Annotated in this window: 23 protein-coding genes; 17 read left to right on the top strand and 6 right to left on the bottom strand. The window is 63.0% G+C overall.

What is annotated here, in order from left to right:
* Positions 1 to 264: 264 nt before the first annotated feature.
* The 4 genes from C8K44_RS22695 to C8K44_RS22680 are packed head-to-tail and all read left to right on the top strand — an operon-like array spanning position 265 to position 7,082.
* A complete protein-coding gene (locus C8K44_RS22695; RefSeq protein WP_109578101.1) occupies positions 265 to 1,269 on the top strand; it encodes a MoxR family ATPase in 1,005 nt (334 codons plus the stop codon).
* The gene (locus C8K44_RS22690; RefSeq protein WP_109578047.1) at positions 1,269 to 2,183 is read left to right on the top strand and encodes a DUF58 domain-containing protein; all 915 of its coding nucleotides are present in this window, start codon (positions 1,269 to 1,271) and stop codon (positions 2,181 to 2,183) included. The genes C8K44_RS22695 and C8K44_RS22690 overlap by 1 nt, the downstream gene beginning before the upstream one ends.
* Positions 2,180 to 4,999 (top strand): DUF4159 domain-containing protein, encoded by a 2,820-nt coding sequence (locus C8K44_RS22685; RefSeq protein WP_109578046.1) that lies wholly within the window; start codon positions 2,180 to 2,182, stop codon positions 4,997 to 4,999. The genes C8K44_RS22690 and C8K44_RS22685 overlap by 4 nt, the downstream gene beginning before the upstream one ends.
* 1 nt (position 5,000) lies before the next feature.
* Positions 5,001 to 7,082 carry a hypothetical protein gene (locus C8K44_RS22680; RefSeq protein ID WP_109578045.1) on the top strand — a complete coding sequence of 694 codons (2,082 nt, stop codon included), beginning with the start codon at positions 5,001 to 5,003 and terminating at the stop codon, positions 7,080 to 7,082.
* A gap of 61 nt (positions 7,083 to 7,143) precedes the next feature.
* On the opposite strand, the gene C8K44_RS27585 is transcribed toward C8K44_RS22680, so the two are convergent.
* A complete protein-coding gene (locus C8K44_RS27585; RefSeq protein ID WP_158282778.1) occupies positions 7,144 to 7,314 on the bottom strand; it encodes a hypothetical protein in 171 nt (56 codons plus the stop codon).
* A gap of 344 nt (positions 7,315 to 7,658) precedes the next feature.
* Between C8K44_RS27585 and C8K44_RS22675 the strand changes: the two genes are divergently transcribed.
* From C8K44_RS22675 to C8K44_RS27780, 4 genes are all read left to right on the top strand, one after another.
* Positions 7,659 to 7,865: a cold-shock protein gene (locus C8K44_RS22675; RefSeq protein ID WP_067959320.1), complete on the top strand. Its 207-nt coding sequence runs from the start codon at positions 7,659 to 7,661 to the stop codon at positions 7,863 to 7,865.
* A gap of 127 nt (positions 7,866 to 7,992) precedes the next feature.
* A complete protein-coding gene (locus C8K44_RS22670) occupies positions 7,993 to 8,259 on the top strand; it encodes a hypothetical protein (RefSeq protein WP_109578044.1) in 267 nt (88 codons plus the stop codon).
* Positions 8,256 to 8,510 carry a hypothetical protein gene (locus C8K44_RS22665; RefSeq protein WP_109578043.1) on the top strand — a complete coding sequence of 85 codons (255 nt, stop codon included), beginning with the start codon at positions 8,256 to 8,258 and terminating at the stop codon, positions 8,508 to 8,510. The genes C8K44_RS22670 and C8K44_RS22665 overlap by 4 nt, the downstream gene beginning before the upstream one ends.
* A 30-nt stretch (positions 8,511 to 8,540) precedes the next feature.
* On the top strand, positions 8,541 to 8,681 hold the full coding sequence (locus C8K44_RS27780; RefSeq protein ID WP_199227184.1) for a hypothetical protein: 141 nt from the start codon (positions 8,541 to 8,543) through the stop codon (positions 8,679 to 8,681).
* A gap of 379 nt (positions 8,682 to 9,060) precedes the next feature.
* Here C8K44_RS27780 and clpS read toward each other — a convergent pair whose 3' ends face one another.
* Positions 9,061 to 9,366, bottom strand: a complete 306-nt coding sequence (gene clpS / locus C8K44_RS22660; RefSeq protein WP_109578042.1) for an ATP-dependent Clp protease adapter ClpS — start codon at positions 9,364 to 9,366, stop codon at positions 9,061 to 9,063.
* A 203-nt stretch (positions 9,367 to 9,569) separates the two neighbouring features.
* Between clpS and C8K44_RS22655 the strand changes: the two genes are divergently transcribed.
* The gene (locus tag C8K44_RS22655; protein WP_109578041.1) at positions 9,570 to 9,923 is read left to right on the top strand and encodes a DUF1428 family protein; all 354 of its coding nucleotides are present in this window, start codon (positions 9,570 to 9,572) and stop codon (positions 9,921 to 9,923) included.
* A 95-nt stretch (positions 9,924 to 10,018) separates the two neighbouring features.
* Positions 10,019 to 10,255 (top strand): YdcH family protein, encoded by a 237-nt coding sequence (locus tag C8K44_RS22650; RefSeq protein WP_109578040.1) that lies wholly within the window; start codon positions 10,019 to 10,021, stop codon positions 10,253 to 10,255.
* 57 nt (positions 10,256 to 10,312) lie between these two features.
* Here C8K44_RS22650 and choV read toward each other — a convergent pair whose 3' ends face one another.
* From choV to choX, 3 genes are all read right to left on the bottom strand, one after another.
* Positions 10,313 to 11,494: a choline ABC transporter ATP-binding protein gene (choV, locus tag C8K44_RS22645; RefSeq protein WP_109578039.1), complete on the bottom strand. Its 1,182-nt coding sequence runs from the start codon at positions 11,492 to 11,494 to the stop codon at positions 10,313 to 10,315.
* Positions 11,491 to 12,345, bottom strand: a complete 855-nt coding sequence (gene choW / locus C8K44_RS22640) for a choline ABC transporter permease subunit (protein WP_109578038.1) — start codon at positions 12,343 to 12,345, stop codon at positions 11,491 to 11,493. The genes choV and choW overlap by 4 nt, the downstream gene beginning before the upstream one ends.
* 191 nt (positions 12,346 to 12,536) lie before the next feature.
* A complete protein-coding gene (choX, locus tag C8K44_RS22635; RefSeq protein WP_109578037.1) occupies positions 12,537 to 13,472 on the bottom strand; it encodes a choline ABC transporter substrate-binding protein in 936 nt (311 codons plus the stop codon).
* 214 nt (positions 13,473 to 13,686) lie between these two features.
* Here choX and C8K44_RS22630 point away from each other — a divergent pair, with 214 nt between their 5' ends.
* Positions 13,687 to 14,298, top strand: coding sequence for a thymidine kinase (locus tag C8K44_RS22630; RefSeq protein WP_109578036.1), 612 nt, complete (start codon positions 13,687 to 13,689; stop codon positions 14,296 to 14,298).
* Here the strand turns inward: C8K44_RS22630 and C8K44_RS22625 are convergent.
* On the bottom strand, positions 14,285 to 15,517 hold the full coding sequence (locus C8K44_RS22625) for a GGDEF domain-containing protein (RefSeq protein WP_109578100.1): 1,233 nt from the start codon (positions 15,515 to 15,517) through the stop codon (positions 14,285 to 14,287). The genes C8K44_RS22630 and C8K44_RS22625 overlap by 14 nt on opposite strands.
* Positions 15,518 to 15,719: 202 nt before the next feature.
* On the opposite strand from C8K44_RS22625, the gene C8K44_RS22620 reads away from it, so the two are divergent.
* The 6 genes from C8K44_RS22620 (at position 15,720) to C8K44_RS22585 (ending at position 23,399) form a co-directional block, all read left to right on the top strand.
* Positions 15,720 to 16,808 carry a hypothetical protein gene (locus tag C8K44_RS22620; protein ID WP_109578035.1) on the top strand — a complete coding sequence of 363 codons (1,089 nt, stop codon included), beginning with the start codon at positions 15,720 to 15,722 and terminating at the stop codon, positions 16,806 to 16,808.
* Between the two features lie 223 nt (positions 16,809 to 17,031).
* The gene (locus C8K44_RS22610; RefSeq protein ID WP_109578034.1) at positions 17,032 to 18,180 is read left to right on the top strand and encodes a hypothetical protein; all 1,149 of its coding nucleotides are present in this window, start codon (positions 17,032 to 17,034) and stop codon (positions 18,178 to 18,180) included.
* Between the two features lie 174 nt (positions 18,181 to 18,354).
* The gene (locus C8K44_RS22605; protein ID WP_109578033.1) at positions 18,355 to 20,265 is read left to right on the top strand and encodes an AAA family ATPase; all 1,911 of its coding nucleotides are present in this window, start codon (positions 18,355 to 18,357) and stop codon (positions 20,263 to 20,265) included.
* Between the two features lie 132 nt (positions 20,266 to 20,397).
* Positions 20,398 to 20,814 (top strand): DUF559 domain-containing protein, encoded by a 417-nt coding sequence (locus C8K44_RS22600; protein ID WP_109578032.1) that lies wholly within the window; start codon positions 20,398 to 20,400, stop codon positions 20,812 to 20,814.
* Positions 20,815 to 20,947: 133 nt separating this feature from the next.
* Entirely contained in the window at positions 20,948 to 22,234 is a 1,287-nt protein-coding gene (locus tag C8K44_RS22590; RefSeq protein ID WP_109578031.1) for a DUF6638 family protein, read from the top strand.
* Between the two features lie 13 nt (positions 22,235 to 22,247).
* Positions 22,248 to 23,399 (top strand): DUF2333 family protein, encoded by a 1,152-nt coding sequence (locus C8K44_RS22585; protein WP_109578030.1) that lies wholly within the window; start codon positions 22,248 to 22,250, stop codon positions 23,397 to 23,399.
* Positions 23,400 to 23,658: the final 259 nt, after the last annotated feature.

The raw sequence follows: 23,658 nt of genomic DNA, 5'->3' as shown, positions 1-23,658 counted from the left end.
TCAACGCGAAGACCTCGCCAAGGTGCAGGCAGGGAATTCGCGACGCCCAGGATGGTTTGACCTCAGGGGATTGGGCGGAAGCCACCACGTCCAAATGGACGACGGGCTGGACCGCGAGGCAAACGTCCAGGGTAGATTTGGGTGAGCTGGCGGCGTGTCCGGATGGACGCGAGAGACATGCTGTAGCATCTTGAGTTTATGCATGGTGGCCAGAGAATCGCTTTCGATTTCAAGGCCCATGCCCAGAAGAAGGATCCGGCCCCTATGAGCGTGATGATCAAGGAAACCGCAATGACCGAGGCCGAGATGATCGCCGCGGCCGAACGCGCGCTTGCCGACATCGCCAAGGTCCGCACCGGGGTCGGCCGCGTCATCTTCGGCCAGGAAAGCGTGATTGAACGTACGCTGGTGGCGCTGCTTGCCGGTGGCCATGCGCTGCTTGTCGGCGTACCGGGCCTCGCCAAGACCAAGCTGGTGGAAACGCTCGGCATCGTCCTGGGCCTCGACTCACGCCGCATCCAGTTCACGCCCGACCTGATGCCGTCCGACATCCTGGGCTCGGAGGTGATGGAGCAGGACGAACAGGGCAAACGCTCGTTCCGCTTCATTCCGGGCCCGATCTTCGCCCAGCTGTTGATGGCCGACGAGATCAACCGCGCCAGCCCGCGCACGCAATCGGCGCTTTTGCAGTCGATGCAGGAGTATCACATCACTGTTGCCGGCGAGCGCTACGACCTGCCCGCCCCGTTCCATGTGCTGGCGACCCAGAACCCGCTGGAGCAGGAAGGCACCTATCCCCTGCCAGAAGCCCAGCTCGACCGCTTCCTGATGCAGATCGATATCCTTTACCCCGACGTCGACGCCGAGCGGCGCATCCTTTTGGAAACCACCGGCCTCGAGGACGCCAAGGCGCAAAACGTACTCGACCCCGAGCGGCTGAAGGATATCCAGCAGCTGATCCGGCGCATGCCTGTACCGGAAAGCGTGGTCGAAGCGATCCTCAAGCTGGTGCGTTCGGCGCGTCCGGGCCAGGGCAATGCCGAAACCGACAAGCATGTCTCGTGGGGACCCGGCCCACGCGCAAGCCAGGCGCTGACCCTGTGCGCCAGGGCGCGCGCGCTTTATGACGGACGGCTTGCACCGTCGATCGACGACATCCGCGCACTGGCCGAACCGGTGCTGCAGCACCGCATGGCGCTGAGCTTCGCCGCTCGCGCCGAGGGCATGACGGTCCGCGACGTAGTGGCCAGACTAGCCAAGGAAATCTGATGGCGCGCATCGGCGAGGCCTCGGCACCGGTTGCGACCAGCGATGCGCTTGCCCGCGGCAGGCTGCGCGCCTCGCTGGTGCCTGACCTGTTGGTAGAGGCCCGCCGCATAGTCAACACGGTCATCGCCGGCTGGCACGGCCGCAAGAAGCGCGGCATCGGCGAGAATTTCTGGCAGTTCCGGCCCTATGTGCAGGGCGAAACGATGGCCCGCATCGACTGGCGCCGCTCGGCCCGGGACGACCATACCTATGTCCGCGACCGCGAATGGGAAGCAGCCCACACCGTGTGGCTGTGGGCGGACCTGTCGCCGTCGATGCTCTACAAGTCGAAGACCGCGACCGTTTCGAAGGAATCGCGCGCGCTGGTGCTGGTTTTCGCGCTGGCCGAGCTTTTGTCGCGCAGCGGCGAGCGCATCGCCTGGCCCGGCCTGACCGACCCGTTCAGCGCCCGCAACGGCGCCGAGCGGCTCGGCTCGCATCTCGCCCAGGCGGTATCGCTGCCGGGGCGGCCCGATCTTTCGAGCGTGCGCCGCTTTTCCGACATCGTCATCATCGGTGACTTCCTCGACCCGGTCGAAGAGACGATGGCCTGGCTCGACACGCTGGCACGGCACGGTGCGCGCGCCCACCTGATCGAGGTGGCCGACCCGGCCGAAGAGAGCTTCCCCTATTCGGGCCGCACCGAGTTCACCGATCCCGAGACCGGCGACAAGCTGACCGCCGGGCGCGCCGAGCAGTTGGCCGACGACTACCGCAATCTGTATTCGGCGCGGCGCGAAGAACTCGCCGCCTGGTGCAAGCGGCTCGGCTGGAGCTATACGGTCAACCACACCGACCGTCTCGCCTCCGAAGCGCTGGTGCATGTGCATCTGGCCCTGACAGCCGAAGGCCACGGACCGGGAGGGCGCCGATGACCTGGCTGCCACTTTCGTTCGGACTTCCGGCGGTGCTGTGGGGCCTGTTGGCGCTGCCCGTCATCTGGTGGCTGCTGAGGCTGACCCCGCCCAAGCCCCAGGCGGAAATTTTCCCGCCGCTGAAGATCCTTGCGCGGGTGTTCAGGAAGGAAGAGACGCCGCACCAAAGCCCGTGGTGGCTGACGCTGCTGCGCCTGCTGATGGCGGCACTCGTGGTTCTTGCGCTGGCCGAGCCAATCTTCAACCCGCGTGAGAAGCTGCCGACGGGTGGTGCTGCCCTTGCGTTGGTGGTCGACAATGGCTGGGCGAGCGCGCCGGACTGGAAGCGCCGCACGGCAACCGCCGAGCGGCTGATCGCGGACGCCGGAGCCGCCGCCCAACCGGTGGTCTTGGCCTTCACCGCCGAAAAGCCGAATGCCGAGATTGGCCCCTTCGATGCGCAGCGAGCGCTCGACAGGTTGCGCGCCGCCGAGCCCCGCCCGGTGCCAACCGACCGGGGTGCGGTCTATGCCCGTGTTGCGTCCGTGCTCGCGACGCTGCCCGGCACGAGCGTCGCCGTCCTCGATGACGGGCTGGCCAATCCTGGCGACGAGCAGGCGTTTTCGACACTTCTCGGCCAGAACCCGGCCAATGTGCTGTGGGCTTCGCCCGACCGGCTCGACGTCAAGGGCCTGACGTCCGCGGAAAATGAAATGGACGGCTTTGCCCTCACCGCCATACGCGCGCCGGGCGACCCCGCACCGAGTGCGGTGACAGCCGGCGCCTTCGACGACAAGGGCCGCCGCATCGCCGACGCTACCCTGACCTTCGCGCCCGGCGAGACGGTCGCAAAGGGAACGATGACGGTGCCGTTCGAACTGCGCAACGATTTCGCCTCGATCGCGCTCGACGGCCAGGCCCAGGCGGGCGCGGTGCGCGTCCTCGACGACAGCTCGAAGCGTCGTCGCGTTGGGCTGCTGTCGCAGTCCGACGCCGACGAGTCACAGCCGCTTCTGGCGCCGCTCTACTACATCCGCCGCGCGCTCGAACCCTTCGCCGACCTGAGTGAACCCACGAGTTCCGATCTCGCCGAGGCGATCCCGCAGCTGATCGACCTGAAGCCGGCGATGATCGTCATGGCCGATGTCGGCACCATTCCGCCACAGGCACGCGAGAAGCTGCTGAAATGGCTGAACGACGGCGGCACGCTTGTGCGTTTCGCTGGCTCCCGCCTCGCTGCCGCCGGCAATGACGAGGACCTGTTGCCGGTGAGGCTGAGGCTCGGCGAACGCTCGCTTGGCGGCGCCCTGTCGTGGACAGCACCGCAACCCGTCTCGGACTTCCCGGGCACTGGCCCGTTCGCGGACCTGTCGCCGCCCAACGAAGTGACGGTCAGCCGCCAGGTTCTCGCCGAGCCGACGCCCGATCTTGCTGCCAGCACCTGGGCCAACCTCGCCGACGGCACGCCGCTGGTGACCGGTGCGAAGCGCGGCAAGGGCACGCTGGTTCTGTTCCACATCGCGCCACAAGCGACATGGTCGAACCTGCCGATCTCGGGCAGCTTCGTCGAGATGCTGCGCCGCATCGTGCAGCTGTCGCGCAACCAGGGCACGGCGACAGCCGGTGCCGAGGGCAAACCTTCATCGCTGGCGCCCTACCGGATGATATCCGCCGACGCGAGGATCGTGCCGCCGACGCCCGATGCCCGCCCGCTTCTGGCCAGCGCAGCCGCCCTGCCCGTCACGCTGGAAAACCCGCCCGGCCTCTATGGCAGCGAAGAAGGGGTGCTTGCGCATAATCTTCTCAAGGCCGACAGCGCGCTTGCACCCCTGGTGCGCCCGCAGGTTTCGGCACCGGTGACCGAAATACGCTACGCTTTCGACGAATCGCGCGATCTGAAAGGCCCGCTCATGGCAGCAGCACTGGCATTGATGGCGCTCGACACGCTCGCCGTTCTGTGGATGGGCGGCATGTTCTCGCGCAGCAGGCGGGCGCGGACGGCCGGCACCACGGCGGCAGTCCTGCTGTGCCTCGGCGCTCTGCTTGCGCAGCCCGACCTCGCCCGCGCCGACGATTCCAAGCCCGGCGACCTCGAAGCGGTCGAGGCGATCTCACGCACCCGCATCGCCTATGTGTTGACCGGAGAAGCCTCCGTCGATGCGATCAGCCGGGCCGGCATTGCCGGGCTGACCCAGTACCTGATCGAAAAGACGGCCCTCGAACCCGGCGAGCCGGCAGGCGTCGACATCGCCAAGGACGAACTCGCCTTCTACCCGCTGATCTACTGGCCGATCGATCCGGCCGCACCCATGCCCAGCGAGGCGGCGATTGCCCGCGTGGATGCCTACATGAAGCAGGGCGGCACGGTGCTGTTCGATACGCGCGACCAGTTCGCCAACGGCATCGGCGAGGATTCGACCAGCCCCGCCACCGAGCGGCTGCGCGATATCCTTTCCAATCTCAACGTGCCGCCGCTGGAGCCGGTGCCGGCCGATCACGTGCTGACCAAGGCGTTCTTCATCCTTCCCGAATTTCCCGGCCGCTTCAATGGCAGCCCGCTCTGGGTCGAGGCCTCGCTCGAAGCGTCGAATGCCGAGGGCCGCCCGGTCCGCACCGGCGACGGCGTCACCCCGATCATGATCACCGCCAACGACTTAGCCGGCGCCTGGGCCGTCGACGAGAACGGCGACCCAATGCTGCCGACAGTGCCGTCCGATCCGATGCAGCGCGTCTACGCGTTGCGCGCCGGCGTCAACATCATGATGTACATGCTGACCGGCAACTACAAATCCGACCAGGTGCACGTGCCTGTGCTGCTCGAACGGCTGGGGCAGTAGCATGAACTGGTCAGTCGCCTTCGAACCCTTGTTGTCGTGGCCGCTTCTGGCAATGCTGCTTGTGCCGCTCGCTCTGCTCGCGCTCGTTGGCGTGTGGTTCCGCCAGCGTGGCGGGTGGCTGCGGCTGCTCGCGCTTGCAGCGCTGGGACTGGCACTGGCCAACCCCGTGATCCTCGACGAGGAGCGCGAGCCGCTGAAGAGCGTGGTCGCCATCGTCGTCGATCGCAGCCAGAGCCAGGACATCGGCGACCGCACGTCCCAGACCAATGCAGCGCTCGAAGGGCTGAAGGAGCGGCTGGCGCGCTTCCGCCAGTTCGAGGTGCGCGTAGTCGAGGCGGGTCGCGCCGACGCCGCCGACGACCGCACCGAAACACGCCTGTTTGCAGCGCTCGAAAGTGCGTTCCGCGACGTGCCGCCTTCGCGTATCGGCGGCGCGGTGATGGTCACCGACGGCCAGGTGCATGACGTGCCGGGGGCACCGGCGATCAACGGCCCACTGCATGCCCTGATTACCGGTGAAGACGGTGAACGCGACCGCCGTATCCGCTTCGAAAGCGCGCCGCGCTTCGGCATCGTCGGCAAGCCGCTCGACATGACCTACCGAGTGATCGACACCGGCGGCGAGGCCGGCGCAGTCGATGTCCGGGTGTCGATCAACGGCAATCAGGTTTCGGTCCAGCGCGCCTTCATCGGCCAGGAAATGCCGCTGCAGATCACCGTTCCGAGCGCCGGACGCAATATCGTCGAGCTGTCGATCGACCGCGTTCCGGGCGAACTGACCGACACCAACAACCGCGCCATCGCACTTGTCGACGGCATTCGCGAAAACCTGCGCGTTCTGCTGGTCTCGGGCGAACCACACGCAGGCGAGCGCACCTGGCGCAACCTGCTGAAGTCGGACGCCTCGGTCGACCTCGTGCATTTCACCATCCTGCGTCCGCCGGAAAAGCAGGATGGCACCCCCATCAACGAGCTGTCGCTGATTGCCTTTCCGACGCGCGAACTGTTTGTCGAGCGCATCCACGACTTCGACCTGATCATCTTCGATCGCTACCAGCACCGCGATGTGCTGCCGCTGCTCTATTATGACTACATAGCCGAGTATGTAGAAAAGGGCGGAGCGCTTTTGATTGCGGCTGGCCCCGAATATGCAGGCGACCAGTCGATCGCCAACACGCCGCTGATTTCCGCCCTGCCCGCCATGCCCAATGGCGACGTGATGGAAAAGCCATTTTATCCGCGCCTGACCGAGCTCGGCCAGCGCCACCCGGTGACGCGCGGCCTCGAAGGCTCGGCCCAGGAGCCGCCGCGCTGGAGCCGCTGGTTCCGCCAGATCGGCATCGAACAGCCTGAAGGCGAAGTCGTGATGAAGGGCGCGGACGACAAGCCGCTGCTGTTGCTGGACCGCAAGGGCGAAGGCCGCGTCGGCATGTTCCTGTCCGATCAGGGCTGGCTGTGGGCACGCGGATACGAGGGCGGCGGCCCGCATGTCTCGCTCTATCGCCGCATCGCCCATTGGCTGATGAAGGAGCCGGAACTCGAAGAGGAACGCCTGACCGCGGAAGGTCGCGGCATGATGCTGGACATCCGCCGCCAGACCATGCGCGACGAAGCCGGCCCGGCGCGCATCATCACACCTTCGGGCAAGACGCTCGACGTGCAGTTGAACAAGAGCGAGCCAGGCATTTTCACCGGCAGCGTCGAGACTAGTGAAATCGGGCTGTACCAGGTCGGTAACGGCGACCTGACGGCACTGGCCCATGTCGGCCCGATCAACGCGCCGGAATTCGCCGATGTCGTATCGACCGAAAACGTGTTGCGTCCAGCGACTGAGGCAACCGGCGGCGACGTTCGCAGGCTTGCAGCGACCGGCATATCAAGCATTGCCGGTGGCATCTCTCTGCCTAGCGTGGTGCCGGTGCGCGGCAGCGCCGAAGCCTCCGGCCGGGACTGGATCGGCTTCCGCACCACCAACGACAGCGTGCTGAAGTCGGTGTCGCGCGTGCCGTTGTTCGGGGGGTTCCTCGGGCTTGGCCTGTTGCTGCTGGCGCTTGGCGCGATGTGGTATCGCGAGGGACGATAACGCCTTTGGCCCTTCCGTACGTCGTCTGGAAGGGGCGGTAACGCCCCTTCCCTCGCGTCCTTCAACGCAGACGGTTGTCTTCCATCATTTGCAGCACGCGGCGCCGGGATCCGTCGCTGTCGGCGAGCCGCAAGCGTGCGGTCTCATCCTTGCGGGCAGTCAGCTTGGCCGGCTTGATGGTCTGCACAGGCAATTTGGGCGCGGGCGCCGTTGGCCGTTTTGTGAAAATCATGGCTTGTCCTCGCATGGGGGAAATGCAGTCTGCTGCCGAGGTTCAAGTGACCCTACAGGAATGCAACTGCTGATTTTCTGCTAGTACCGGCAGCTTATCAGCATTCCTCAGCCCATGATAGGAGGTTGCGATCTGAAATAAATTCGCAATAAAAACAGTCATTGAAAAAATCCCTTACATAAACCGTAATTAACGGCTATAAGTAACCTATCGTTTTTTGGGCCAAGCTTGGCTATCGCGGCGTCAGAGGTTCTCGACCCGCCAAACTCATTCCAAATCGTCGATGTACGAATGCGCGGCTTTACTTGCTGCGCTACGACTTTTCTCTTTCGAAAGACACTCACATGAACACTGGTACCGTAAAGTTCTACAACGGCCAGAAGGGCTTTGGCTTCATCGAACAGGCTGGCGGCGGCAAGGACGTATTCGTCCATGTCAGCGCGCTTGAACGCGCCGGCTTCTCCGGCCTCGCAGAAGGCCAGAAGCTGAATTTCGAACTCGAGCGCGACAACAAGGGCCGCGAGTCGGCCACGAACCTTCAGCTGCTCTGATTAGATTTGACCGAAAGGACGCTGACCACGGATGTACTGGCAGCTTCTACCGGTCATTCTCGAGCACGATTGAAGTGAGGAAAGCGGGGCATTGCTCCGCTTTTCGTCCATATACGGAGTTGCTGTCATGACCGGGCGCACCAAACACTCGACTGTCCATTTCGAAAGGCCGTTTGTCTTGCGCGGCTTGGAAGAAACCCAGCCGGCGGGCGACTATGACATCGATCACGACGAAGAAATGATCGACGGCATATCGTGGATCGCCTACCGGCGCGTCGCCACCTACATCCACCTGCCCGCCCGGTCCTCCAACCTCCTGACCAGCCAGGTCCTGGCCATCGACTACGCCGAACTCGAAGCCGCGCTGCGTCAGGACAAGGAACTGCCCGCATGATCAGGTTCACTAAAGGTGCGGCTTCAGCCCCGCGCGTGGAAAAGCCCTCGCACCGTTTCGCGGTCGGCCAGATGGTGCTGATCAGGAGCCGGATCGGCATGGCGGTGAAGGATGCCGAGACGTTCCACGTCAATGCGACGCTGCCGGCCAAGGACGGCTCGCCGCAATACCGCATCCGCAGTGACCGCGAAAACCACGAACGGGTCACCACGGAAGACAATCTCCAGGCGGTCGAAACGACGGCCGAATAGGCCCCGCTTCGCAATAGGAAAGATAAGACCATGGCTAAAGGCCAACAACGCAGCAACCGCGAGACCAGAAAACCCAAGAAGGAGAAGGTTGTGATCCAGGCCACCAACACCTTCGGCTCTCAGGTCAAGCAGGCCGAGACGGCCACCTACAAGGGCAAGCCCAAAGGCTAGTGCGTGCCCCCCCCAAAATCGGAATCGATTTTCTGCCAGGCTGCGCGTCCGAAAGGTCGCGCAGCGTTCTGATCCCCGCGCGAACTGCTGGAGGCTGATTTGAATTTCGTCATTGAATTCTATCGCCTGCGCCAACAAGACGGCGCGCACGCCTTGCTCGACCGGGTTTCGGTCGTGGCCCCGATCTCAAGGCGGCCGTCGAGATCGCCGGCTCGCTTTTCCACACACTCGCCACGCCGTAAATCCCGGATCAGGTTCGTGTCTGCGACTGGGCCGGACGCGAACGTTACGCCGGCCCGGCCACAGGCGAAGTGCCAGCGTAGCGCATCGCCAGCTCATTTTCGGACACCCTGCACTCCGCTATGGCTCCGTCTCACCCTCACTCCTCCGGTTCCGTCGTGAACTGCAGCGGATAGCCCTTGGCGCGTCCTGCGTCCGACGCGCGCGTCGCCTTGGTCTCGGCGACATCCTTGGTAAACACCGCGACCACGCACACCCCGCGCCGATGCGCGGTGATCATTACCCGTTGGGCCTGATCCTCGGACATGTGAAACTCGCCCTTGAGCACCGTGACGACGAACTCGCGCGGCGTGTAGTCGTCATTGACAAGGATGACCTTGTGCAGCTTCGGCCGCTCGGTCTTGGGGCGCAGCCTGGTGCGGGGGACTGTCACGGTTTCGGGCATTGCGGCCAACCAATCGAAATACCCCGAAAATATGGGGCGCCCCTCTGCACAAGCAACTGTTGCCGCGCCGATCGAAACCATCCCCGCAGTTGCCCGTTTAAGGTGAAAGGCCCGTCGCCAGCGCAATGCTTTCATACGACAGGGAGTCGGATCAAGGTTACGCCAATCGTCCTGGGGGCAGTTGCAACGAGAGGAGACCCTTCATGTCTTACGTCGACGGATTCGTACTCGCAGTGCCGAAGAAGAACATCGAAGCCTACAAGGAGATGGCGCGAAACGCTGGCCAGGTCTGGAAGGATCATGGCGCACTGGCCTATGTCGAATGCATGGGCGACGACGTGCCCAAGGGCGAAGTCACCTCGTTCCCGCGCGCGGTTCAGGCCAAGGAGGACGAGATCGTGATCTTTGCATGGGTGGTTTACCGGTCGCGTGACCAGCGCGACGCCATCTCGAAAAAGGTCATGGAAGACCCGCGCATGAAGAGCGATCCGGCGCAGTGGCCATTCGACGGCAAGCGCCTGATCTATGGCGGCTTCGACGTGTTCCTGGATATTTAGCGGCGCACCGCGCAATCGACATCGGTTTGACCAGGATCAAACCCCGTACTGCCTGGGCGGGGTAGCCTGCTCTGAGACAACACAAGGAGCAGACGATGTCGAACACGCCTCACACCCTGGGTGAAGAATTCCCCGGCAAGCTCGAAGCGATCCACGCCCTGAAGGCGCAGGATGCCCATTTTGCTCGTGTTCTCGAAGAATATGACGAAGTGAACGACCAGATCCACAAGGCCGAGACCAAGATCGAGCCGGTCAGCCAGGAGCACGAGGCAACGTTGCGAAAGCGCAGGCTCGCCTTGAAGGACGCAATTGCCGGCGCGATCGCAGCTTGACGTGATCCCCGCAGGCCCCGCGAGCATGGCTATCCGCCGGCTCGCGGGTGGAAGCAGTCATCGCCGCAGCACCGCTGACAGCACGTCGCGGATGCCGATGGCGCCGACGAAGCGTGACTGGTCGTCGAACAGGGCGACCGGCGACGTCTGCGACCGGTGCATGGCGAGCATCACCAGCTTGAGCGACGTGCCTGGCTTGGCCCAGAAGACGTGCGAGGACTCATCGGACGACTTTTCGATCTCGTCGACCGACACCCAGACGGCCGGCTTGCCGTTGCGTTCGGCGGCCGCGACCAGACCTTGCCCGTCGATCTTGAATCTTGTCGTCTTGCGCCGGTCGAGCCAGAGCCAGCCCTCGCCCGCATCTTCGAGATCGCGGCGGTCGCGCATGACGTTCCATGCCGTCAGCACCGACAGCGGATTCACATTGGCGATGAAATCGCGGACATAGTCATTGGCGGGTCGAAGGACGATGTCCTCGGGCGGCCCGGACTGGACGATGCGCCCGCCCTCCATGATCGTGATGGTGTTGCCGATCTTGAGCGCTTCCTCGAGGTCGTGGCTGACGAAGATGATGGTCTTCTTCAGCGTCTTTTGCAGCTGCAGAAGTTCGTCCTGGAGCTTTGTCCTGATCAGCGGATCCAGGGCGGAAAACGGCTCGTCCATCAACAGGATAGGCGCCTCCGTGGCGAAAGCGCGCGCCAGGCCGACGCGCTGCTGCATGCCGCCCGACAGTTCATGGGCGTATTTCTTGGCCCAAGGCGTCAGATTGACGAGATCGAGCTGCTTGCCGACCTTCTGCTTGCGCTCGGCTTCCGGCATGCCGGCGAGTTCGAGGCCAAGGCCGACATTTTCCTCGACGGTGCGCCAAGGCAAGAGCCCGAACTGCTGGAACACCATGGCGACCTGATGCTGGCGCAGGCGACGCAGCGTGGCTTCGTCACAAGAAACGACGTCGACCATCTTGTCGCCGTCCTTGACCATGACCGAGCCGCGCGAGACGATGTTGAGACGGTTGACGGCGCGCAGCAGCGTTGACTTGCCTGAGCCGGACAGGCCCATGAGGACCGAGATTTCGCCCTCGTTGACGGTAAGGTTGGCGCCCGCGCAGCCCAGCACATTGCCGGTTTTTTCGAGTATCTCGGCGCGGGTAGCGCCCTTGTCGAGCATGGCGAGCGATGCGCCGGTCTCGGCGCCGAAGACGATGTCGACATTCTTGAAATCGACGGCGACGTTCATTTCTTGCCTCCCACGCCGATGCGCGTCATCCGGTCGAGCACGATGGCCAGCACGACGATCGCCAGGCCCGCCTCAAGTCCGAGATCGATCTTGCGCGACCCGAGCGCCCGGTTGATTTCGGTGCCGAGGCCGCCGGCACCGATGAGGGCGGCGAAGACCACCATCGACAGCGACAGCATGATGCACTGGGTGAGCCCCGCCATGATGGTGGGCAAGGCGGCCGGCAGCTCGACCTTCCACAACAGCTGGCGCTTGGTGGCACCGAAGGCCTGGCCGGCCTCGATGATCGCCGTCGGCACCGACACGACGCCGAGATGGGTCAGGCGAACGGCGGTCGGGATGACGAAGATGATGGTGACGATGAGGCCGGGCGCGTTGCCGAGGCCGAACAGGGTGAGCACCGGGATCAGGTAGACGAAGGTGGGCAGCGTCTGCATCAGGTCTAGCACCGGCAGCATGAAGCGGTAGACCTTGGGCTTGTGCGCGGCCCAGATGCCAAGCGGCACGCCGATCAGCATCGAGGCGGCGGCGGCGGCGACGACCAGAACCAGCGTTTCGACGGTCTGCTTCCACAGGCCCTGGTTGATGATGAACAAGAGGCCGAGCGCAACGCCGATAGCGAGTGCCCGCGAGCGCTGCAGATACCAGGCAAGCAGCGCGACCAGCGCCACGACGACGACGGGAGGCAGAAACAGCAGCCCATCGACCAGCCCGTTGAGCAGGAAGTTGAGCCCGTTGGAAAAGCCGCGGAAGAAGGTGTTGAAGTTGTCGGTCAGGAAGGTGAAGAACGCCTTGCCCCAGGCGCCGATGGGGATTTTCCAGGCAGCCAGGAATTTCGAAATCGGATCCATGTCGTCCCCTCGCGCTATCTGGAAAGGCGATTGCGCCGCCCCTCACCCTTACCCTCTCCCCGTAAGAACGGGCGAGGGAGTCGTCTGCGTCGCGACAGCCCCCTTCTCCCCGTCCTTGACGGGGAGAAGGTGCCGGCCCTTCGATAGACTCAGGGTCGGATGAGGGGCTACGCGACGCCGACCGTTTGCTTTTAGCTACCGAGAGCCGCCTTCACGGCAGCGGCGGCATCGCCGCCGTCGAAAGTCGTCACGCCGGCGAGCCAGGGCGTCACCGCATCGGGATTGGCCTTGAGCCATGCGGTCGCGGCGTCGTTGGCGTTGCCGCCCTTGAGGATGGCGTCCATCATCTCGCCTTCCATGGCGAGGTTGAACTTCAGGTTGCCGAGGAGCTTGCCGACATTCGGGCACTCCTGGACATAACCCTTGCGCACATTGGTGCTGACGGTGGCTTCACCGAAGCCGGAATCGCCCATGCCATCGAGATAGGTGATCTTCATCGCGCCCATGACCGGATGCGGCGTCCAGCCGAGGAAGGCGATCCATTCATTGGCCTTCATCGACTGCTCGGCCTGGGTCAACATGCCGGCCTCGGACGATTCGACAAGTTCGAAGCCCTCGAGGTTGTCGGCCGGGTTCTTGATCATGTCGAGGATGATCCGGTTGCCGTCATTGCCGGCTTCGATACCGTAGATCTTGCCGTTGAACTTGTCCTTGAACTTGCCGAGATCGGTCAGCGTCTTGACGCCGGCTTCCGCGACATAGGTCGGCACGACAATGCCGTAGCCCGCGCCGGACAGGTTCACGCCGATGGTCTCAACCGAGCCGTCGGCGGTATAGTCCTTGATGTCGTTGGTCATCGACGGCATCCAGTTGCCGAGGAAGACGTCGAGGTCGTTGTTCTTCAGCGATGCATAGGTGACCGGAACCGACAGCTGGATGACCTGCGGCTCGTAGCCGAGCGCGGTGAGCAGCACCGAGGCAACGCCGGTGGTCGCCTGGATGTCGGTCCAGCCGACGTCGGAGAGCCGTACCACCTTGCAGCTTTCCGGTTCGGCGGCGAAGGCAGCGCCGGTCGAAAGAAACGTCGACACGCCGATCGCGACGGCGAGTGATTTCATGCGCGACATATAGATTTCTCCCATTCGATATTTGATGGCAACGCGTTAGTGTTGTTGTTCGTCTTTGTCGCGAGCCAAACACCATTTTCCTTTGGATTCAAGTGACATGACCCAACGACAGACGCCGCAGGCTGATCCATCAGCGACATGGCACCGGTTTTTTGCGGTGGATGGCGACACAGGCACCTCCCCAGTTGGGGCAGCTTCGGAATAGAAGGGCGTCATGGCCAAGCTCTATTTCCACTACGCCACGATGAACGCCGGCAAGACGACCATGCTGTTGCAGGCGTCCTACAACTACCGCGAGCGCGGCATGACCACGATGCTGTTCATCGCCGGCCACTATCGCAAGGGCGACAAGGGCTACATCTCATCCCGCATCGGGCTTGAGGCCGAGGCCGAGATATTCCGCGGCGGCGACGATCTCTTCGCCCGCATCGCCGAACACCACCAGCATACCAACATTCACTGCGTCTTCGTCGACGAAGCGCAGTTCCTGGAAGACGAGCAGGTCTGGCAACTGGCGCGAGTCACCGACCGGCTCAACATTCCCGTCATGTGCTATGGTTTGCGCACCGACTTCCAGGGCAACCTGTTCAGCGGCTCGCAGGCGCTTCTGGCCATCGCCGACGAACTGCGCGAAGTGCGCACCATCTGCCGTTGCGGGCGCAAGGCAACGATGGTGGTTCGGCTCGGCGAAGACGGCAAGGTCGCCCGCCAAGGCGAGCAGGTGGCGATCGGCAAGGACGTCTATGTCTCGCTGTGCCGCCGCCACTGGGAAGAAGAGATGGGCCGTGCCCAGCCCGACGACCTCGTCGGCTTCATTGGCAGATGAGGCGCCGCGTCTCTGTCCCGGAAGCAAGCGAACCGGCCGCCTGATTGCTGTTGGAAGCAACCTTCACCGCCTTTGAGCAGAAGATCGAGTATCCGTTTCGCCCGCTCCTCTTAGTTTCGTACAGCGCTGCGTCGGCCTTTTCGATGACCGTTGCCGGATCGGCACCATATGCAGGGAGCCATTCGGCGACGCCTATGCTCGCGGTCAGGGCAACCTTTTCGCCCTTCCAGTCGAAATCCGCTGAGTGGAACCCGCGAACCAGTTGGTCCGCTACCGCTGCTGCTTCGCGTGCTGCCGTCTCGGGCAGGAGCACGCAGAATTCGTCACCGCCCAGACGCGCCAGCGTGGCCTGTGCCGGCAGCAATGCGCCAGCGGACCCTGCAAAGTGCCGAAGTGCCGCATCTCCGGCAGCGTGACCGCATATGTCGTTGATCGCCTTGAAGTCGTCGAGGTCGATCATGAGTACCGAATACGGCTTTTCGCTTCGCACGGCACGCAATGCCTCCGCTGTCGCGATCTCCACGAAGCGGCGTCGATTGGGGAGCCCGGTAAGCTCGTCGGCGACGGCCAGCGCGGCCAGTTCGCTGCGCAGCCGGTCGATTGCCAAAAGCACGAAGCCGAAATTCCACACTACGGCACCGAAGATGATGGTCAGCAGGCAGAAGGCGGCAAAGTCGTAATAGGCCACATCCGAAAGGACCCCCGCGATCCGCATCAGGTTCATGACCGCTTCCGCGCCCTGCCCGAGGATCCCAACGATCATGGCCAGGGCCGCGACCCAGGCGCCGAGGCTGCGCTCCTCGCGAAACAGCAGGTGGAAGCTGGCGAGAGATACCAGAACGATCTGGCCCGAGGCATAGACGACGTTGCGCGCCTCCGAACTGTCGCGGACGATGGTGAGGACCGCGACGCCAACCAGCGTGACCAGGGCGCTGGTCCACCAGCCTCCGGACCTGCCGTAGAAACTCCTGACGCCGATCCAGACCAGACCGAATCCGAAGATGACCAGGGCGTTGCCGGAAATCGCAAGGGCGAGACTGAAGCCGTCGCCCTGCATGGCGAGCAATCCGCCGCCTACCGTGGTGAGGATGCAGGCGCCCAGCCAATGCCTGGCCGCGGCAATATTGCGGTGGACATGGGCAATCGCTCCCCAGATGACCGTCAGGGTGAGCGAGTTGAGCAGGATGACGATGTAGAGGGTCGGGAAGTCGAGCTTCATGATCTGCCTGGGTTCGAACGGCCCGCCGTGCGCCCCCCCAGAAACGCCTTTGGTAGCCAACAGATACAACAAATCGCGAAGCAGTTGGTTAAGATCGCAAGGTCTCGTCTGCGAAATGTGAAATATGCGTTGCGTCTTTCAATCGAAAGATGCGCCACATATATTCGCCTCCAATATCGCGCATTCGACACCGGAGGAACGTATGGCAACGCTGCAGAATTTCGATGCCGAAATCGCCAAGACCAAGCAGGTCGTTCAGGACATGCGCACCAAGATCGAGCAATCGGGAACCGTGCTCGACAAGATCGCCACGACAGACGCCAAGATCGGCGCGGCCGACTTCGACATCGAGAATGCGCGCATCCAGGACGTGCTCAAGCAGCAGAAGGTGATGGAAGGCAACATCGCCGACCTGATCATCGGGCTTGAGGACGCAACCAACGTGTTCGGCTCCGAATTCGAAAGCATGAAGAGCTTCACCGGCTGGGAAACCTTCATCGGCATCTTCTCGCCGGCGAGCAAGCAGCGCATGCGCACCGACCGCGTGCGCAACATGTCGCTGGCCGGCAATCTGCAGGAGCTGCTCGTCAAGTCCGACACCATCGTTGGCATCCTCAAGGCGCAGAAGCAGGTGCTCGACGAGCGTTACAAGACCTCGGAAACGAGCCTTTCCCAGGTCATAGAACGCCGCAAGACCACCATGGCCAATCTCGAAGCGACGCAAAAGCGCATCGAGGAGCTGAACCCGCTTCTGCTCGACATCGAAAACAAGATCGCCGCCTCGACCAGCCAGAAGGAGCGCACCGATCTCGAATCCGAGCGCTCCAAGCTCGCGACCGAATACAACGAGAAGCAGGCCAAGGAGCAGGAGCTTCTGGCCGAGAGCCAGACGCTCGAACGCTACACCTCGATGTTCCAGACCTTCGTCGATTCGCTGAACAACCAGATCGCGGCGCAGAACACGCTGATCAACAAGCTGACCATCGATACCGAGCAGCGCATCGTGCTCTACAAGGCGCTCGAGGATTCGCTGAAGACGGCGGCCCAGCAGGACGTTGCCCACAAGATCAACACGCTGGGCTCGAAGGTCGACAACACCGCCGAAGAGACCATGGCCGGCATCGGTGCAGCCGCCCAGAAACACATCGGCGACCTGCTCGAACTGCACGAGAAAAACATGGTGGCGACCGCCGACATCCAGCGCCGCAAGAAGCTCGCCGACGACGCCTTCGCCCGCCGCTTCGACGACGTGCTGAAGAAGCACAACGCTTCGGATTATGTGCAGTCGTAACTAGGCCAGCCAGGTTAATGTTGCGCCCTGTCGCGCCCCCCTCTGGCCTGCCGGCCATCTCCCCCTCAAAGGGGGAGATCAGGCGGCGGCTTGGACTTCGCCAATTTTCGGCGATGAAAAGCGGGCCGCAGCGAACACGACAGCTAATCTCCCCACCTGTGGGGGAGATGGCCGGCAGGCCAGAGGGGGGCAACGTCGAGCCCATGCATTCAAGGTTTCGCCTATGACCCCCACCGACGACCCAGCCGTCCGCTATTTCGACGCGATTGCGGCGGCGCTGAGCGGGCTTGAAATCTTCATGCGCGACGACCGCTCGCCGCTCTACCGGCACGGCATCGTCGCCAAGGTCGCGGCTGAGTACATCGCGCGGCTGGAACGTTCGTTCGCCTGCTGGCGCAACCGGCTCGGCTTCCTGGAGACCTTCAAGATTTCCCGCGCCGAAAGCGGCTTTCCTGTCTTCCAAAACGTGCTGGAGCTTGAAAACGACCGCCGCAGCGCCGCGCAGCGCCTTGCCAGCATCCCGCCTGCAGGCGAATTGCGCGAGGAGATGGCCGACTTCATCCTGCGCCACAAGGAATTCCCCGAGGCGCTGCAGCGCTCGATGGCCGAGCGGCTTTACCTCGAAGACGTCAAGGATGGCGTGACCTTTTCCCCCTTCATCCTGGCGCAGACAGCCAAGGTGTCGGTCAACCCGAAGTCGATGCGGCCTTATTATCTCGTCCACTGGGGCAGCTTCGACGGCACGGCCAACCTGCCGCTGATCTATATGGCGACGGTGGAGGATTCATCCGAGGCGATGGTCGACCAGTTGGTCGATACCAAGACCGGAAAGCTTAACGAAAAGATCGACATTCCGCTTCCTGTCGAAGGGTTGCTCAACCCTGACCTCGCCCATCGCTTCGATGACTTTACAGAGAAAAACTCGGCCTATTCGCTCTCTCCGCTGACGGTTGCGACCAATCTCGACAAGGATTTTCCCGAACTGCACCCCAAGCAGCTGAGGCGCATGGTGCTCGGGCCGTTCTATTCGGCCGGCATCACCGACCACAATTCGACGGTGAGCGAGGTATTGTCCAAGGTGCGCAAGGCGGACAACGCCTGGCTGCTGACCTGGACCATCCAGGAGGTTTACTCGAAGGCCGAAAAGCCGGGACGCAAGGGCCTGTGGTCGAGCGAACCGGCGAGCGAGGAATTCTTCATCAACACCGACGATCTCGAAGCCGCGCGCCAGGGCGTGTCGAACTACGAAAAGCACGCGCTCATTCCGCACGAAGCCTATCAGGCACTGTATGCGGCGGGCGAAGCCGAAAAGATTTTCGCCGGCTACAAGGTGCATATCCTGTCGAAGGGACAGGTGATTTCGGATGTTTAGCGCACGATCTGCCTGGGGCTGCTCAGCCCCTCACCCTTACCCTCTCCCCGTGAACAACGGGGAGAGGGAGACGTCGACGTTGCGGCCGGCCTCCTTCTCCCCGTCTTCACGGGGAGAAGGTCCGGCAGGGGATGAGGGGCAGCGCCGACGCTCCCCTGAACGAGCGAGGGTTCAATGGACACCGGCCTGACCACGATTTCCGAAGCCGACATCGAAAAGCACCGCGCAACCGCGCAAAGCTTCATCACCCGCATCGTTGTGCTGGAGGATTCGTCCGGCCAGTCGGGCACGGCCCTTGCCGGCACCAATCGCCGCTTCGTATCGACGGTGTCGACCGGTTCGATCCGCAAGACGCGCGAGGTCGAGCTGCAAAAGACCGTCACCGCTGTCCGCCCCGACGACCAGCTGATGTCGATCCCCCAGCATACGCTTTTGTTCCGCGCCCGACGCGGCATCGCTGTGGCACTTGCCGTTTCCGACGTCTTTTCACGCTCGACCGATCTCGAGGCGCTGCAGGCGAAGAATGCGCGCGCACCACTGGAAGGCGACGAGGCCTCGCATTTCAAGAAGCTGCTTTCAGCATCAGCCTATGTCGCCGCTTTCTCGCTTGCCTCCTATCTCGCCCAGCTGATCGACAGCGACGGCGAAGCACCCAACGATGTCGCCGAGCCCGACTTCCTGTTCGACACGCCGCAAGATGCGGTGAAGTCGATCGTTTCTGGCCTCGACCGGGCATTGGCTGGCGCGAAGGATGACGCCGGCCTTTTGACCCGCGCCCGCGCATTTGCCCGCGTGACGATCGAGGGCCTGCTCCAGCGCAAGGGCCGATTCGACGGGCTCGGCGCCTTTGAGAATGCCCATATCCGCATCGACGCCGACGACTTCACGCTCGACGGTTTTGACGTAGCGCCTGGCAAGAAGTCGAAGCCGCTGGTGATGACCTTCAAGAAGCCCGAGGAGGTCGTCGGCAACCACATCGCCAAGTTCCAGTCGGTCAGGCTCGCCAAGATGCTCATGGCCTACGACTTCGAGCGCGAGATGAATCCCTTCGTCGAACTCGGCGGCTTTTTATTCACCTTCATCGGCGACGGCGCGCCGGGCACCGGCAAGACGACGCTGATCCAGATGATCGCCGGCCTCGTCAACAACTACTGCCAGGTCGCCGGCTATCCCTTCGCCTATGAGAATTTCGGCGTCGACCAGATCTCCTCCTACCAGGGCAAGTCGGGGCAGAACTGCCGCCAGTTCATCAACAATGTGCTCAACCCCCGCGCCATCGGCTTCGGCACCATCGACGACATCGACCAGGTGGCGGCCAAGCGCTCCGACGACCGGGCTTCCGCCGGCCAGCAGGAAATCACCGGCGTGCTGATGGACGCCTTCGCCGGTGCCGGCACAGTGGTGCGCGGCAACTGCTCCTTCGGCATGTTTTCCAACTATCCCGAAAACGTCGATGATGCGCTGCGCCAGCGCGCAGGCGCGCGCTGGCTGGTCGACGGCCCCCAGACCCGCGACGACTACATTGACATCTTTGTCCTGCTTGCCGGCAAGAACCACAAGATCCCGCTGGGAGAGCATCAGCTTTACGCCGCGCAGGAAATCCAGCGCGCCGTGACCGAGGCTTATGAAGAGCATGCCAAGCCGCAGGAAGAAGGCCTGGAAAAGGTCTTCGAGCGTTTCATGAAGGACAATGGCGCGCCCAAGACGTTGGCCGACGTCGGCACCTATTTGCACATGATCAAGGAAGCCGAGCCGCGCTTCACCGGCCGCGCCATCAAGAACGTCACCGACGCCATCAAGATGCGCGCCATGGACATCGAACTGCCCGACGAGTGGTTCGAGAAGCCGGAAACCTTCATGCACAAGGGCTACGACGAGAAGAAGGCGATGATCGAGGAACTGCGCGGCCCGTTCTCGATGGACATGGTGATGCAGGAAATCAACCGCTACGCCGACAGCGAGTTCCGCTATTCGGACAAGTCGGACGACGCTGCCGTGTCGAAGCTGCTGCGCGATGCAAGGCTGCGCGAACGCGCGCAAAAGGAGATGGAAGAGCTGAAGGCGAAGGGGTTGTGGAATGCGTAGCTTCCGGCTGCCCCTCATCCGCCTGCCGGCACTTTCTCCCCGCGAAGGACGCGGAGAAGGACGAAGCGGCAACGTTGAAGCCCCCCTCTCTCCGTCATTCACGGGGAGAGGGTAAGGGTGAGGGGCAACCTGATGCGTGGTCCACAACTTGCCAAGACCAACAGAGCGCGATCGCTGCGCAAAGCGGACAACGATGCTGAACAGGCACTTTGGACAGAACTTCGCGACCGGAGGCTGAACGGATACAAGTTCAACAGGCAGCTTCCTATCGGCCCGTATTATGCGGACTTTGCCTGCCGTGAAGCCAAGCTTGTTGTTGAGCTCGACGGCAGCCACCATGCTGGCAGCGAACATGATCCATTTCGAGACCAGTACATGCTCGCGGAGGACTGGTCGATTCTGCGGCTGTGGAACGTCGATGCACTGAAGGAACGAGAGAGCGTTATGGACACAATCCTGGCGGCCCTCGAAGGTCGACTTGAGAAACAAGTCGATGCAGTTGATCTGCGTTTCCTTGCTGCCGCCGGGTATGGAGAACAACGACATTGAGCGTCCGCGCCGCCCCTCATCCCCTGCCGGACCTTCTCCCCGTAACAACGGGGAGAAGGAGGATGGCCGCAACGCTGACGCCCCCCTCTCCCCGTCCTTCACGGGGAGAGGGTGAGGGTGAGGGGCAACTCTGATGGACCTCCTTCGCGACAACGAACTGATCTACGGCCGGCTTCTGCCGATCGACGAGCCGCATCTCATCGAGCGCTACAACAAGGCGCTGAGGGCGTTCGGGCTGGAGCCGACGAAACTCAAGAGTTTCCAGATCGACCGCACCGGCTTTTCGCCCGAGATTGCCGAAGAGCTCGGCGATTACCAGTATCTCGACCCAAACGAGGTCAACCGCCGCTTCATCATCCTGACGCCGTCGCAGATCGACCTGCCGGTGGTGCACACCGCGTTTTCCAACACCTCGCAGCTGCTCTACGAATTCATGTCCAAGAACCAGCGCGCGATCGATGCGCTGACGATCAAGGACGTGATCTACGGCGAGATCGAGGACTCCGTGTCCAAGGTCGAGGACATCGAGGACCTTCTGTCGATCAGCCAGGTCGAATTCCGCGTGCTGTCGGCCGAGGACGTGCTCGGCAAGGCAGCCGAACTCGGCAAGCTCGTCGACAAGCTGAAGCAGGAACCCGAGGCCTGGCGCGACGACGCCATGCTTCAACGCATGGTCGATCTCGCCAAGGTCTGCGGCGATATCCGCGAAAACGCGCTCGTGCCGGACCAGGTGATCTTCCGCCACAACGCGTTCTGGACCAGCCATTTCGGCGGCGTCTACGTCTTCGTCGATCCCGATGTGACGACAGTCATCTCCGATCCGGCAGCGCCAGGCTTCCGCCGCTCGCGGCCCTGGCAGGTGAGCTACCTCTCGATCAAGGACGCCGACAAGGTGTTCAAGTTCCTTGCCTCGACCGGCCGGCTAGACCTGCCCCGCGCCTCCTGGATCGAAAGTTCGGGCTATCTCGAACATCGCGCCGAGATGGCGGTGCGCGCACTGATCCGTCAGGCCGAACCCAAGCGCAACATCGGCGAAGTCGACAAGGTCTGGCTGCAGACATGGATCCATGGCCATGCCGATGCGATCAACCGCGACGGCACTTTCCCCTTCCTCAATGCGGCTAAGCGCGAGATCGCGCAGTTCGGCCAGTTGCGGCTCGAGGACGTCGCCCCGTTGCACCGCTTCCTCGTGGTGCGCGCCAAGCCCGACCATCCCGATGCCTGGCTGACAAACCGCCTGATTTCGGAATTCGTGCCGTCTGATTTGGTGTCGCGCTACGTCTTCAACAAGCAAGGTTTCTACAAGGACTACCAAGAGCTCAACGAGACCTGGCGATCCAATGTTGTGGACACGCTGAAAAACTCATATCTGAATGACAAGGCAGCGTTCCGCGCACAGCTCTACGGCCTGACCGACTGAGGGGATTCATCCAATGCTTGATCCGATCGTGAATTTCTTCACCCGGATATTCCAGTTGATCGGGCGTGGCATCGGCTTCGTCATTGGCATCATCTTGTGGCCGTTCATGTGGGTGGGGCGCTGGTACGGCCAGCGCGGCCTGATTCTGAAGGCCGTTGTCGGGCTGATCGTTGCCACCATCGTCGGCCTCTATGCCTACTTCTTCTACGTCACGCAGTTCTGGAAGGATTTCGACCCGGATTACCCTGCTCGCGTGGCGGCGGGTTCGAAAACCGCCCAGGCAGCGAACGCACTTGCGGGTGATCCGATCGGTGCGCCGGCCGCAGCGACAGGCACTGCGGCGGCACCTGCGCCGCAAAGCTGCAAGCGCTCCGAAATCGCTGCCGTCTCGGCCGACCTCGTCGACTTCAACGTCAACCGCAACGCCTGGATTTCTTCCATGCTGGCGTCGAAAATCGGCTTCTTCGGCGTGCCGTGGCGCAATACGCCCTTCATGGACAACAAGGCCGCGTTCCAGCTTGGCATCAACCAGGTGCTGCGCCGCACCACCACCGAGCTTGTCGATGCGCTGGGCCGCGCCCGCGGCACCTCGCGTATCGACCAGAACCTGCAGGATGCGCGCACGGCGCTGGCCTGGGATGAAGACGCCTGGTACATCGGTCTGCGCGGCCCGACGCGCCCGACGCCAAGCGTCTACCGCGAGGCGATCCAGAAGCTGAACGCCTTCAACGCCAGCCTCGAAAAATGCCAGGCGACCTTCGATGCCCGCGCCGACAACCTGCTCCAGTTCCTCGACCGCATCGCCGGCGACATGGGCTCGACGTCGGACATCCTGCGTAGCCAGATCGAGGCGTCCGACGCCGGCTGGTTCGATCCGCGCGCCGATGACCGCTTCTGGTTCGCCTACGGCCAACTCTATGCCTATTACGGCATGCTGAGCGCGACCCGCGAAGACTTCTCGGCGGTGATCCGCGAGCGCAACCTGACCACGTTGTGGGATACGATGCAGACCCAGATGCGCGACGCGCTCAACATGCAGCCCTGGATCATCTCCAACGGCAACGAGTCGAGCTCGCTCTTCCCCTCGCATCTGGCGACGATGGGCTTCAACCTGCTGCGGGCGCGTTCGCAGATCGTCGAAATCCGCGGCGTACTCGACCGATAGGGCGCTGCGCGCCCATCCGGGCGCGCAAGCCTCGCCGACCACGCCCTGTCGCAATCCGTGCATTGGGCGGCTGTTTTGAGACGGCGGGCAACAGCGATGTCGCGCTTGTATGGCGCCGACATGGTGGCCATGGCGCCATCCAGCCAATCATTTCCGGAGGAGCCGTCATGGCCGAATTCAAGACCGACATCGAGATCGCCCGTGCGGCGAAGAAGAAGCAGATCCAGGAGATCGGCGCCAAGATCGGCATTCCGAGCGA

This window comes from Aminobacter sp. AP02, assembly GCF_003148805.1.
Taxonomy (GTDB): Bacteria; Pseudomonadota; Alphaproteobacteria; order Rhizobiales; family Rhizobiaceae; genus Aminobacter.
Note: the sequence above shows the minus strand (reverse complement) of the source record. Positions and strands in the feature narration are given on the sequence as shown.